Here is a 12,243-nt window from a genome sequence, read left to right as displayed (position 1 = left end):
TCTTTCGTTTATTTAAATATAAGGCAGTATATTTTTTTTCTAAAGAACGCCGAATGCGTTTTAGCTTGTTAGACGATAAAAATGATATACTGTTGTGAAAACAATCGATTATTATGGAAAACGATGATATGATTTAAATAACGAAATTTGACGATAATTGTGCGCATGTAGGAGGCTATTTACAGATGGAGTACATTAGTACAAGAGGAAATGTTGGCAAAATAGGGTTTATCGATGCGTTTATGATGGGCTTAGGCAACGATGGAGGACTGCTTGTTCCGAGCGAAATTCCAGTTATTTCAGCTGAAACATTAAAGGAATGGCAGAATCTTAGCTATCAAGAGCTTGTACTTGCTATATTCTCACATTTTACGAATGATGAGATTCCAGCACAGGATTTGAAGGATATGGTGTACGCGAGCTATGCTACTTTCCGTGACCCGGAAGTAACGCCTGTCCGCAAGCTGAAGGATGATCTTTATTTGCTGGAGCTGTTCCACGGGCCTACCTTTGCATTTAAAGATATCGCGCTTCAGTTCATGGGCCAGCTTTATACGTATGTTGCAGCGAAGCAAAATAAAAAAATTCATATACTCGGTGCTACTTCCGGCGATACAGGAGCTTCGGCAATCGAGGGCGTTAAAGGCAAAGACGGCATCAAGATTTGTATTCTACATCCACATGGCAAAGTAAGTAAAGTACAAGAGCTGCAAATGACGACGGTTCAGGACGACAATGTGCTCAATCTATCCGTAGATGGCAACTTCGACGATTGCCAGCGCATGATTAAGGATTTGTTCGCTGACCTTGATTTTAAAGCTAACAATCAGCTTGCGGCGATCAACTCCATCAACTTTGTTCGAATCTTGGCGCAGACGGTTTACTATTTCTATGCCTACTTCCAAGTGGCGAAGCAGACGGATGCGAAGCAGGTTAACTTTAGCGTACCGACAGGCAACTTCGGTGATATTTTTGCAGGTTACCTAGCGAAGCGTATGGGACTTCCTGTAGGCAAGCTCATTCTAGCTACGAATGAGAACAATATTTTGGAGCGCTTTATTCTTGAGGGCGTGTACAAGCCGGGCGACTTCCGCAGCACGTACAGCCCATCGATGGACATTCAAGTAGCCAGCAACTTTGAGCGTTACTTGTATTATGTGCTTGGCGAGGATGCTGCTCAAATTCGCAGTCTGATGGATCAGTTCAAAGCCGAAGGACAAATCGTCATTGCCGGCGATGCGCTGAGCAGAGTGCAAGCCGAGTTTGGCGCGCATGGCGTACAAGGCCAAGAGTGCCTGAGCACGATTAAGAAATATGAAGCGGAAAACGGCTACCTGCTTGATCCGCATTCAGCTTGCGGCGTCGCTGCGGCTGACAAATACAGCAATGAACAAGGAATCACGATCTCGCTTGCGACGGCTCATCCGGCTAAGTTCAACGAAGCCATCGAGCTTTGCGGCATCGAGCAGCAATTCCCTGAGCAAATTGCTTCACTGTTCAGCAAAGAACAGCGTCAGACTCGCGTAGACGGATCGCTTGCAGCGGTCGTTAGCGAATTAGAAGCATTTTATAACGCATAATCATGAATGCTTGGATACGATGGAAAAGGCAGCAGCTAGAGGAGAAATCCTTTCGCTGCTGCCTTTTTTCTATTGGAACCTACATTTAGGCTCGTTTAAGTATATTTCGGAGCACAGAAGTGATCAGCTTATGATCTTGATCATCCGGCAATCCGGATACAGCAATGGTTCCGATTACCCCGAACCCTCGAGCGTGGATGGGATACGCTCCGTTATAAGGAGCATAGAGCGAAGGGGATAACGAATAACGCTCGGCAAGCGTTGTACCGGCAGCGCGCAACTCGATTTCCATACGATAGGAGCTGACTCCGAAACGATTGACGACGCGTGCTTTTCGCATGACCCAGTCATCATTGTCTGCCGAGGTGCCGGGAAAAGCATAGTGAAACAGCTGTTGTTCGCCTTTTCGAATATCAATTGTTACCGACTTGTTCTCCGATTTGGCCTGCTCAATGAGCCCAAGCCCGATTTGCAGGGCGGTTTCGTTCGTGAAGGAGTCGAATTGCAGCTCCTCTTCCTCGCGCTTCAATTCATCCAGGAGTTGTTCGTGATTCATTATGCCGATCTCCTTTACAGCGATATATTAAGCTCTGAAGCCGTCTTGCATATGTACTCACGAGCTTGCTGATACTGCTCATTGGTGGATAGGTGCTCGATAATGAGCGTCGTATCCGGGTGCAGCTTGTTCAGCTCGGTAAGAAATGTCCGGTAATCAAGCACGCCTTGACCTGGGATGACCTCATCCATATGAACGGTCAATTGGCCGCGCAGCAAAATATCCTTCGCATGGCAATTCCGAATATATGGCCCAAGCTTTGCAAAAAAATCACGGATGATCTCGCCATTTTGGTAATAGGCCCGAGGGCTGCTAATGATATTGACGGGATCGAAGTGTACGCCAAAGCCTTTGCGATCGATCGCTTTGATCAAGGCAAGATAGGAGTCGGCCGAATCTGGGAACACCCACGGCATCATTTCCAAGGCAAATACGGTTCTCTCTGGTTTAACCGCATCGATAATTTCACGCGTCGTCTCTACAATCAGCTCAAAGGTTTCATCGCTGAAATTTTCTGGATCGGGTCCGTCCCATTGTTCACCGCGTGACCCGGCAATGTTTACGCAGCACTGCGCAGCCATCCGTTCTGCGAGTTCCAGACGCTGCGTGCAGTAGGCAATCGCTTTGCGCCTTGTTTCCTCATTTCGGCTAATAGGGTTGCTCCATGCGCCGACCTCGGAAATCAGAATATCATGTTTTGCTGCTGCGGCTAAGTAATCATCCAGCTCGCTAATATCTTCATTGCCGTCTATGGGGCAGGTTGTTGCGCGGAAGCCCGCTTGTATAAGTGCATTTGACCAACTTTCAGGATTTTTATTTTCTAGAAAAACCTGACCTCCAAGCCTCATCGAAACCCCGTCCTTTGTTCGAATATTTTCTCGCTAGCAGGAATAACTTATGTTGAGCAAAGTATAACATAAACACGTGTTTATACAAGATCAATCTATTTGATAAGGATGAGCACATTGAAAAAATAAAATATTGTTGCTGCAAAGGGATTGACAGCCAATTTATGAAATGTATATGACAATGGCATAAACGCGTGTTCATGAAAGAGGCTAGCAACAATTGAAAAAGGCAGACATAAATAGTGTTGAGGTCGCCCGACAATATCAGTATAGAGAAGAATGCTCAGTTACTGACTAGGAACTTTCTGAAGAAATTCTGAATATTACCAAGCTTTTTTTAAAGAAAGAAATGCTCGCCTAATTCAAAGGCGAGCATTTCTTTTAGATTATTTAATTAAGGTACCTTTAGAATTCCTGTAAATTGATTAGGTGCAACTCTATTTTTCAATAATAAGACTAATTGAAAAATGTATATGTTCAACTGGTGGATTAACTTCATATCACAACATATTAGAATTCATCATCTGTAAACGTATTAAAGATAACCATGTCATTTAATAAAATAATCTAGTGTCCCGTGGTTTCTGGAAATTGAACCAATGGACGTAATCATGGGGTTCGATGTGAAACTGTTCTTCCGCGAGGAAATGCGCATGGTTAGCGAAATCCGTCTTAAAGATACAGCGAGCTACTCGTTCTATGGATCTGTTCATCCTCCATGTCTCATAGGTTCATGACGAGCCCCAGCCGTTTAATCCTTCTTGCCCAGAGAGATGTACTGATCCTCGGAAGTGCCGAAAGGAGTGTGCAGTAGCGCGCTCATCAAGCCGAAAGCGACCTCGGATTTGGAACGAGTGAAAACGAACTTTGTGACCTGCTCGGGAAGGAGTTCCGGGCATTCCGAGGTGCAGACGACGACAAGGTTCTCCGGGCTCAGGTACTTCAGTACCTGCAAGGCCAAAAATTCGTTGAAGACGACGAGAGGCTTGTTCTCGTGCTGCTGGATAAATTGCTTGAGCGACTCTTCGTCGCTGGTGGCCGCAAATACGAGCGATTCGTCCAATCCCGAAGCGGATCGAATGATTTCGTGATACCGCTCGTTCGACATGTGTTCGTGAATGAGAGCATAAGGCTGTCCGGCCGGCAATGACGAGTTCAGATCACTGAACAATCGTTGGAAATCAGGATTGACTTGCCGGAACAAGGAATCGTCGATTAAGCTGTCCACGATAACCAGCGGCGAGCCGTATTGCAGATTCCTCGATATCGCATGGAAGGATTGGGCCATAGCGTCAATCAGAAAGACGCCATCCAGCTTGCGCTCGGCAATGATCTCGAAATTGGGTTTGGCCGGATCAATTTGGGATACAAGGAGATGATAGCTCTTCTCCCGACATCGGCGCTCTAATCCGTCAAGGAAAGCTCCGTAGCTGACCGGCTTTGGAATGCGGGCGTCTCCGGTGCTGACGAACAGCACGCCGAGAACGTTGGTTTTACCCAGTGAGAGCGACTTCGCCGTCAAATTTTGAACGTAATGAAGCTTGCTCGCTGCCGTAAAGACCCGCTGCCGCGTCTCTTCTGGAATCGTCTGGGTGCTCACGTAATTAAGGACATAGCTTACCGTGGCGACGGAGACGCCGGCTTCTTTGGCTACGTCGCGAAGTGTCGTTTTTTTCATCGTATCAGTAACCGCCTCGTTAGGATCAAAAGTTTAGATAATCATAAGTCCGAACTTGGAAGGATGTCAAACTTGCCGTTGACAAGCCACGGGAAACGCCCTATACTGAAGCCACTTAACCGGTTAAGTTAAAACTTGAAGAATGAAGTTCTCAGGAGGGGCTATGCAATATGGAAAATTCGGCTCAATCGAAGCTGATCGTATTACCCGGGGTGCACGCATCCCGGCTGGGGAACGAAAGAGACATCTACATTTATTTGCCTGCGGGCTATGACGATGATCCGTCCGTAAGGTATCCCGTGTTGTACATGCACGTAGGCCAGCACGTATTCGAGCCGAGCAAGCCATCCGGAGAGTCCTGGGGTATGCACCGCGTAGCGGACCGACTATTGGCGGAAGGGCTGATTCGGCCAATTATTATCGTAGCGGTCGAACATAAGTACGAGGACGGAACCAGTGAATATTTCCACGACCTGTGCGCGTATCCTATTCGCTGCGTCGGCGAGCTTTACGAGCATTTTCTAATCGAAGAGCTGAAGCCAATCGTAGATCGCGCATTCAGGACACTGCCGGATGCGGAGCATACGGCGTTAATGGGCTCCTCGGCGGCCGGCATTGCAACGTACAACATCGGGCTCCGCCGTCCGGACGTATTCGGCATGCTGGGCATCCTGTCGCCTTTTTTCGTCCAGGTAGATCCCGGCACGCTGGAAGAAACGCCGCAGTATCGGCTGTATCCTTATAATGATGGGCAGAAAATATGGATGGACATAGGTGGGGCGGAGGGGTTCTTCATGCCATCCCACGTGCGGAGCGTCGCGGAGAATATGCAGCAAGCTGGCTGGAAGCAAGGTGAGGAGCTTTATTATTATCTGGACATGGAAGCCGCGCATTCCGAATGGGACTGGAGCCGCCGGGCGCACATGCCGCTGCTGCACTTCTTTGGCGAAGCCGCCGATGTGTCGGTTCTCGCGCTTGAAGGGGACGGTATCGTCGGTGTCGACGGGCCTGTAGTGGTCGTTAATGCGGTTGCCGCGCTTCACAACGGCATACGCTTCAGTTTGCTCAGAGCCGATTACCAGACGGATAATCCGGATGTCCTCGGGATTTCGCCAGACGGAAGGCTGCTTCCACGGAAACCCGGCACTGCGACGATCGTCTGCCGTTATGGGGGCCATGAAGCATCCAGAATGTATACTGTCGTGGAACGGCTATCTGAGACCGTCGTCGTCGAGCTTGAAATTCGCGTGCCGGATACAACGCCGGAAGATGCCGAGATTTATGCGACGTTCGGCGTTCCGAAGCTCGGCAAAGGATTGTATGGCGGAACGGTCAGTTTGCCTAGAGGATTAACGTTCGATTTTCTCATCACCCGGGGCTACGATAAGGAAGAGGTCGATCGGGATTTCGGGCGGATGCCTTACAGAAGGCTTGTCACGGACGAGGACAAGAGAGTCGTTTACACGGTTCATAATTGGATAGACTTAAGGCCAGTTACGGGAAGAGAGGAGGAGATTTGAATGACGCAGCCTTCGCGAGTGGAAACCATCGCGAATTTCCGATCGGAAATTATGCGCAACGAAAGGGACATTTTCGTTTATTTGCCGCCCGGCTACGGGCAGGAAGCGGACAGGACGTATCCGGTACTTTACGTCCATGACGGGCAGAACGTATTCCATGAAGCATTTAACGGGCAGTCATGGAACCTGCACCGCGTATGCGACCGTCTGATTGCGGAAGGACGCATCGAAAAATTGATCGTCGTGGCGGTTTCGAATATGGGGCTGGAGCGAAACAGCGAGTTCGCGCATCAAGGCTCGTTCGCGGAGGAGCTCGACTACCCTTGCCGGGGAGAGTTCTATGAACGTTTCCTGACGGAGGAAGTTAAACCCTACATCGACCGTACTTACCGGACGAAGCATGAGAGCCGCCACACCGCACTGATGGGTTCGTCCAGAGGCGGGCTCGCGACTTACCATATCGGGTTCCGCCGTTCCGACGTTTTTGGCAAGCTGGCCATGGTTTCGCCTTATTTTGCCCAATACAATGAGGAGACGATGACGCATCTGCCCATCGTTCAGACTTTCGATGGAAAAGGACCGTTTCAATTATGGATAGATGCTGGCGGCATGGAAGGCATGACTGTGCGTGTCGATCACGTCAGGCACATGGTGGAGCATTTCTTGAAGCTAGGCTACCGGTCTGGAGACGACCTCGTGTTCTGCTACGAACCGATGGCAGAGCATAACGAGGCAGCTTGGGAGCAGAGGGTATACGCGCCGCTTGTCTTCTTCTTCGGAGACAAAGGATCGTCCGTCTCAGCCGAGTTGACCGGTGATCCTATCGCCGGGATCGAGGGAGCCGAGGCATGGGTATACCCGCTTGTCTCATATGAAAGCGGTTTAGTTTCGGTCGACCTGGACGCAAGCTTTCGCGTAACGCCCGAAGGCGCAGCGGCGGTCGATCCGACAGGCTTGATCCGGGCAGTCAAGACGGGGGATTGTGAGATCGCATACAGCGGACATGGGCTGAACGCATTGACAATAATCAGGATCGTGCCGGAATTATCCGAAAAGGTCGAAGTGGAGCTGGAAGTTGTCGTACCAGACGATACCTCGGCAACGGCGAGAGTATATGCGGGGGCGGAACTGGAGAAGTCCGGACCTCGCTCCTACCGAAGGCGGCTTTTCCTGCCGAGAAATACGGGATTTGCTTTTCACGTCTCAGAGCATTCTGGTCTAAGGGAAGCAGGCCCGGAGGGGGCGGACGTCCCGAAGCGGCGGTTCGTCGCCGACAGCAACAAGACGTTGCATTATGAAGTCCAAAGTTGGATGCTAAGTCAATCGATATGAATACGGGGTAAAACACTGACTCGCGGCGCGTTCTTAACGCTATCGCTGCTCGCCGCAGCCGCGTGCTCCAACGGCACAACCGAGTCCGGAGCGGGCGTAACTCCCGTGCAAAGCCAGTTCGATCTGGCGTTCGAGAAGATCGATACGGAGCTTGTACCGGAGACTGGCGCGAGCTTGCTGGTATAGGAGAGCAAAGAAGCCCGGCCTTTTGTGGATGCCATCATCAAGGAATTTACGGAACTATACGGCGTCGAAGTGAAGATGCAGGAGCTTGGAACGATGGATCAAATCGGAAAATTCGAGCTGGACGGTCCAGCTGGCATTGCGGCAGACGTCATTACGACTTCCTAGGACCATCTGGGCAAGGCGGCAAGCGCCGGGCTGATTCTGCCTAACGATGAGTTTGCGGACGCGACGCGCAGCGAGCACGAGGACGTGGCGGTCGCCGCGGCTTCGTATAATAACAAGCTGTTCGGCTATCCCATCAAGGTCATGACTTATGCCATGTTCTACAATAAGGATTTGATTTCTGAGCCTCCGAAGACGATGGAAGAAGTCATCGAGTTCGGGCGATCGTTTAACGATCCCGAAAGCAACAAATACGCGTTTATGTTCGATGTGCCGTTTTTCTATTACAGCTATCCGTTCATCGGATCTACTGGTGGTTATATCTTCGGGAGCGGAGGCACGGATTCTGCTGACATTGGACTAAACAACGAGGGTGCGGTTAAGGGAATGCAAACTTTTGCGGAGTTGCGTAAAGAAATATTGCCGATCTCCGCGGGAGCGGTATTCATTGCCATACCGATTACGCTGCTGTTCATGTATTTGCAGAGGCACTTTGTTGACGGTCTGACGGCAGGCGCGACTAAAGGATAGAAGAGACAGAGGGAACGACTTCATTGTATTAACGTAGTGTGCAAATCTATAAGGTGTGGACTCACTTTCAGCTATCTTATCACCTTAATAAGCTTACTGCTAAGCCGACGATCTTCAGTTAACCATAAACTGATTTCGCTCGGCTTTCTTTAATGGTTGCGGCTCTTTGATCATTTTTATTAAATGTTCAGAGCAGGTGGTTAATTTGATGAACGGTATAGAAAGATCCTATAGAAAAAAATCACATGACTTATGCAGTTCATACCAACAGATGGAAAACCACTCGTCTGTGAACCAAATGGCTTTGTTAACCAGTAAGGACGCTCTACTTGCGACCATGTTCAAACCCTATAAGCTTGCGCAGTATACACTTAGTCGATTTTTCACAACTTCGTTTGCATGGAGAACGTTTGGTCATAAACGTGCGGCAAGGCTTCAAGAAGTTAGCGTTACGGCACTAAAACCAGGTGACGTCATAAACTTGGATGATACGCTTATTGCCCATCCCTACGCCAAAAAATTGCCTTTCTTATGCTGGTTGTTCGACTCTTCATCCAAAACGTATCGCTGGTGTATGAATCTGGTTGTCCTTCAAGAAAGGGCAAGCGATCTCGAAAGATAAGCGTGTCCCTATTGCCGCGGTCGTCACTGTTCGCTTGAAAGAAGTTGGCATAGAGGACTATGAATACAGCCCTGCAACGTACAAGGGAGCCTATCTCATCATTAGCAACCGCGCATATGGAATTCGTGTTCGCTACGGAGGCATTAGTAGCCTATGCGTTATGGCAAGCAAACAAAGAAAAAAGGAGTAATGAGAGCTGCACCCACGGCGAAATGGTTCGCGGACTCTTCAAAACTCGTTGCCATGTTCGTAAAAGAAACCAAAAGGGATCTGAACGAATCGATATCGATTTTGACACAGAAGTACGAATTTTCGCAAGCATTATTTCTGCCTATTGGCCCAAGCGTCTGCTCATGACCAGGTGGCCGGTTTATTCAAGCATAGATTCTCACAATTCCCACTTAATTCATCGAACTGTATAAGTGATGTCTATATGATATAATAAACATAGTTTGCTAGATGTGGTTTTCGTTAGGAAAAAATAAGTGAATAGCAAAGGGGAATTCATTTAATGTTAAGAAAAATAGGCCTAATCTTGTTAGTAGTTAGCATGCTGCTTCCAGCATCTTTGAGTCATTATGTTAGGGCGGCTGGGAGCAATAATGTGGATGTGGACAGGGTTGAATTTACATATCCGCATACCCCCTCTCTTTCGAACACGATTAACGAGTATGATGTTTACATTCCGAGAAGTTCGATTTCTACGTACTATTTCGCTATCAAGACCGTCGATGAAAATGCAACGATACAATATCAAATGAATGGAGATAATTGGAAAAATCTTGGACAATGGACATCTACAGGCCATCTTCCTCTAAATCCGGCTAATAACCTCATAGAAATAAAAATTACTTCTTCCGATGGCACAGTCACTCGACTGATCAATTTCCATGTGCATCGGCCGATGGCCAACGATGCTGCTCTAAAGAAGCTGGAAACTTCAGCCGGGACGATTGCATTCGATGCCAATACGCTTAATTACACCGTTCATGTTCCTTATTCGACAGTCTCTACGAAGGTCACTCCTACTCTAAACGATGCCGATGGTAGCTTGTCCATAAATGGAATAGGGGGCACAGATGGCGAAGCTAGCTCCGCTATCCAGCTTGGAGTGGGCAGCACGGCCATTCCAGTTGAAACGATTTCTGCGGATGGCTCCCAAACTAGAAAATATACTATCGAAGTTATTCGTTCTGAGCCTAGCACGAATGCAACTTTGGAGCAGCTAAGCTTATCCGGAAGTGCTTTGCTGCAGCCGGATTTCGCCAGCGGACGCTTCAGCTATGAGGCTGTTGTAGCAAATAGTCAAGATTCCATCAAGGTAACGCCTACAGCATCAGAAGAGAATGCTTTAATCGCCTACAGTGCTAATGGGGGATCATTCACTAGCATATTCAGCGGTTCGGCAAGCATTCCTCTGCCGCTGGAGGTAGGCCTGAATACGATTGCGATACGCGTCACCGCCGAGGACAGAGCGACGGTGAATCAATATGTGCTGACAGTTTATAGGCAGAGCAACGATGCGAATTTAAGCAGCTTGTCTCTCTCTGCTGGTACGCTCAGCCCATTATTCGAAGCTGGAATTTATAGCTATTCAGCCGAAGTGGGGAGTAATCAGAGTGCGATTACGTTGACGCCTTCGGCAGCGGGAACGAATGTGTCTATAGCGGTAAGTGTCAATGGCAGTTCCTATCAAAGCGTGACCAGCGGTTCGGCAAGCGCTCCCCTGCCGCTGGAGGCAGGCCTGAATACGATTGCGATACGCGTCACCGCCGAGGACAGAGCGACGGTGAATCAATATGTGCTGACAGTTTATAGGCAGAGCAACGATGCGAATTTAAGCAGCTTATCTCTCTCTTCTGGTACGCTCAGCCCATTATTCGATGCTGGAATTTATAGCTATTCAGCCGAAGTGGGGAGTAATCAGAGTGCGATTACGCTGACGCCTTGGGCAGCGGGAACGAATGCGTCTATAGCGGTAAGTGTCAATGGAGGTTCCTATCAAAGCTTGACCAACAGTACGGCAAGCGCTCCCCTGCCGCTGGAGGCAGGCCTAAATACGATTGCCATACGCGTAACTGCCGAGGAGGGAAATGAGCAAATCTACACCGTACAAGTCTTGCGGCCAAGCCACAATGCTACACTGAGCGATTTGAGTTTGTCAGCAGGAACACTTACACCTTTGTTTCATCCTGAAACAGTAAACTACGAAGCATCCGTTGGTTATTCGGTTTATGCGATAACGGTAAAACCAGTTGCAGCAGAGAGTCATGCTTTAGTAAGCGTATCAGTAAATGACTCGACCTATGTCCCAGTTGCAAGTGCTAGCGACAGCGTAGATCTACTGTTGAGTCAAGGGAACAATGATATTCATATTAAAGTCGTCTCGCAGAGCGGTGAAGAACTGCTATACACAATTAGGGTAAACCGAGCTTTTGTTCCGTATACTCCGCCATCTCCGACTCCAACTACGGAGACTCCTGTTGGTCCCGTCAAGCCCATTTCATTTAACGATATTTTGGGGTCATGGGCAGAGCCGATCATACAGTCAGCAGTTCAGCAGGGCTGGATTTCGGGGTACCCTGATGGGACCTTTAGGCCTAACGAGAAAGTATCAAGGCAGGATTTTATCGTCATGCTGGTTAAGGCATTAGGTTGGTCTGGTCCAGCACAAGGGAGTGAACCGAGCTTTAGTGATGGGGAGCAAATCGCCCCTTATGCAGCGAATGCGATCGCACTTGGTTACCAGCATGGTTTATTTATTGGCTATCCGGATGGAAGCCTCCAACCAAAGGGGGGAATTAATCGTCAGGAGTTAGCCGTAATAGCTATGAGAGCGCTTGGCGAACCTGAGGGAGGCGCGCTTGCGCCAGAGACTGGGTTTGCTGATGATCGTCTTATTTCAAATTGGGCCAAATATGCTGTGAAGACAGCTAAAGACCGTGGCATCCTGAAGGGTCGGGGAAAGAATCTATTTGTTCCGGCTGAATCGGCAACTCGAGCTGAAGTCGTTGCTATCATTCAATATATATTGGATGATCTAGCAGCGAGCAAATAAAGGCAATTTGTTATGCTGAGCCGACAGCTTGATCTATTAGTCAAATTGCTGCTGCCCTGACATCAGCCATTGAAGGTTGGTTAACCAATAGAGCTTTCAGGCCTGCTCAGGTGCAGGCTTGGAGGCTCTATTCTATTAGGTATTGGAAACTTGCTATAATACCTGTAGAT

At 48.6% G+C, this 12,243-nt stretch carries 12 protein-coding genes; 8 read left to right on the top strand and 4 right to left on the bottom strand.

Annotation, left to right across the window (positions count from 1 at the left end; translation table 11 throughout):
- Positions 1–185: 185 nt before the first annotated feature.
- Entirely contained in the window at positions 186–1,580 is a 1,395-nt protein-coding gene (thrC, locus tag AC1DOV_RS23730) for a threonine synthase (protein ID WP_477509898.1), read from the top strand.
- Between the two features lie 85 nt (positions 1,581–1,665).
- Here the strand turns inward: thrC and AC1DOV_RS23725 are convergent, their stop codons facing one another.
- The 4 genes from AC1DOV_RS23725 to AC1DOV_RS23710 form a co-directional block, all read right to left on the bottom strand.
- Positions 1,666–2,136 (bottom strand): heme-degrading domain-containing protein, encoded by a 471-nt coding sequence (locus AC1DOV_RS23725; protein WP_477551234.1) that lies wholly within the window; start codon positions 2,134–2,136, stop codon positions 1,666–1,668.
- A 14-nt stretch (positions 2,137–2,150) separates the two neighbouring features.
- Positions 2,151–2,984, bottom strand: a complete 834-nt coding sequence (locus tag AC1DOV_RS23720) for a sugar phosphate isomerase/epimerase family protein (RefSeq protein WP_441880791.1) — start codon at positions 2,982–2,984, stop codon at positions 2,151–2,153.
- Positions 2,985–3,538: 554 nt separating this feature from the next.
- Positions 3,539–3,697, bottom strand: coding sequence for an IS3 family transposase (locus tag AC1DOV_RS23715; protein WP_441880790.1), 159 nt, complete (start codon positions 3,695–3,697; stop codon positions 3,539–3,541).
- A gap of 38 nt (positions 3,698–3,735) precedes the next feature.
- Entirely contained in the window at positions 3,736–4,662 is a 927-nt protein-coding gene (locus AC1DOV_RS23710) for a LacI family DNA-binding transcriptional regulator (RefSeq protein ID WP_441880789.1), read from the bottom strand.
- Positions 4,663–4,832: 170 nt separating this feature from the next.
- Between AC1DOV_RS23710 and AC1DOV_RS23705 the strand changes: the two genes are divergently transcribed.
- The 7 genes from AC1DOV_RS23705 (at position 4,833) to AC1DOV_RS23675 (ending at position 12,073) form a co-directional block, all read left to right on the top strand.
- Positions 4,833–6,182, top strand: coding sequence for an alpha/beta hydrolase (locus AC1DOV_RS23705; RefSeq protein WP_477551233.1), 1,350 nt, complete (start codon positions 4,833–4,835; stop codon positions 6,180–6,182).
- Positions 6,183–7,514: an alpha/beta hydrolase gene (locus AC1DOV_RS23700; RefSeq protein WP_477551232.1), complete on the top strand. Its 1,332-nt coding sequence runs from the start codon at positions 6,183–6,185 to the stop codon at positions 7,512–7,514.
- A gap of 210 nt (positions 7,515–7,724) precedes the next feature.
- Positions 7,725–7,865 carry a hypothetical protein gene (locus AC1DOV_RS23695; RefSeq protein ID WP_477509892.1) on the top strand — a complete coding sequence of 47 codons (141 nt, stop codon included), beginning with the start codon at positions 7,725–7,727 and terminating at the stop codon, positions 7,863–7,865.
- A gap of 6 nt (positions 7,866–7,871) precedes the next feature.
- Entirely contained in the window at positions 7,872–8,393 is a 522-nt protein-coding gene (locus AC1DOV_RS23690) for an extracellular solute-binding protein (protein WP_441880824.1), read from the top strand.
- Positions 8,394–8,601: 208 nt separating this feature from the next.
- Positions 8,602–9,015, top strand: a complete 414-nt coding sequence (locus AC1DOV_RS23685; protein WP_477551231.1) for a hypothetical protein — start codon at positions 8,602–8,604, stop codon at positions 9,013–9,015.
- 153 nt (positions 9,016–9,168) lie between these two features.
- Entirely contained in the window at positions 9,169–9,372 is a 204-nt protein-coding gene (locus tag AC1DOV_RS23680; RefSeq protein WP_441880785.1) for a hypothetical protein, read from the top strand.
- A gap of 154 nt (positions 9,373–9,526) precedes the next feature.
- A complete protein-coding gene (locus tag AC1DOV_RS23675) occupies positions 9,527–12,073 on the top strand; it encodes a cadherin-like beta sandwich domain-containing protein (protein ID WP_477551230.1) in 2,547 nt (848 codons plus the stop codon).
- The last annotated feature ends 170 nt before the right edge of the window (positions 12,074–12,243 follow it).

This window comes from Paenibacillus sp. 01T47 (assembly GCF_056398245.1).
The sequence above is the reverse complement of the archived record's forward strand: the minus strand, read 5'-3'. Positions and strand labels throughout refer to the sequence as shown.

What these genes read in the sequence shown, in the direction of transcription:
- AC1DOV_RS23725 (WP_477551234.1), bottom strand. Translation starts at nt 2,136, where the DNA reads ATGAATCACGAACAACTCCTGGATGAATTGAAGCGCGAGGAAGAGGAG.
- AC1DOV_RS23675 (WP_477551230.1), top strand. Translation starts at nt 9,527, where the DNA reads ATGTTAAGAAAAATAGGCCTAATCTTGTTAGTAGTTAGCATGCTGCTT.
- AC1DOV_RS23720 (WP_441880791.1), bottom strand. Translation starts at nt 2,984, where the DNA reads ATGAGGCTTGGAGGTCAGGTTTTTCTAGAAAATAAAAATCCTGAAAGT.
- AC1DOV_RS23710 (WP_441880789.1), bottom strand. Translation starts at nt 4,662, where the DNA reads ATGAAAAAAACGACACTTCGCGACGTAGCCAAAGAAGCCGGCGTCTCC.
- AC1DOV_RS23705 (WP_477551233.1), top strand. Translation starts at nt 4,833, where the DNA reads ATGGAAAATTCGGCTCAATCGAAGCTGATCGTATTACCCGGGGTGCAC.
- AC1DOV_RS23680 (WP_441880785.1), top strand. Translation starts at nt 9,169, where the DNA reads ATGCGTTATGGCAAGCAAACAAAGAAAAAAGGAGTAATGAGAGCTGCA.
- AC1DOV_RS23685 (WP_477551231.1), top strand. Translation starts at nt 8,602, where the DNA reads ATGAACGGTATAGAAAGATCCTATAGAAAAAAATCACATGACTTATGC.
- AC1DOV_RS23715 (WP_441880790.1), bottom strand. Translation starts at nt 3,697, where the DNA reads ATGAACAGATCCATAGAACGAGTAGCTCGCTGTATCTTTAAGACGGAT.
- thrC (WP_477509898.1), top strand. Translation starts at nt 186, where the DNA reads ATGGAGTACATTAGTACAAGAGGAAATGTTGGCAAAATAGGGTTTATC.
- AC1DOV_RS23700 (WP_477551232.1), top strand. Translation starts at nt 6,183, where the DNA reads ATGACGCAGCCTTCGCGAGTGGAAACCATCGCGAATTTCCGATCGGAA.